This window comes from Roseibium sp. SCP14 (genome assembly GCF_040329475.1).
Classification (GTDB): Bacteria; Pseudomonadota; Alphaproteobacteria; order Rhizobiales; family Stappiaceae; genus Roseibium.
The window spans coordinates 1-223 of the sequence record NZ_JBDZYH010000054.1; the positions used below are offsets into that span (position 1 = coordinate 1).

Here is a 223-nt window from a genome sequence, read left to right on the forward strand (position 1 = left end):
GGCATAGTTGTTGAGGCCCTTCGGATTGCCCGCCTTCACCGCGAACGCCTCCGCGTCACACACATCCGGCTCGGAGAACACCACCGCCTGGCAGCGCTCCGGCTTGATGTAAAGACCGGCGGCCACCATGTCGAAGCGGCCCGCAAGAAGGCCCGGGATCATCGCCCCGTAATCGACCACCACCGCCTCGACATTCTGGATGCCGAGCTCGTTCAGGACCGCC

General features: G+C 65.0%; 1 protein-coding gene. It reads right to left on the reverse strand.

Annotated elements, in window-relative coordinates; genetic code table 11:
• On the reverse strand, positions 1 to 223 hold a 223-nt coding region (locus ABLQ08_RS32585), incomplete at both ends, for a transporter substrate-binding domain-containing protein (RefSeq protein ID WP_352950934.1).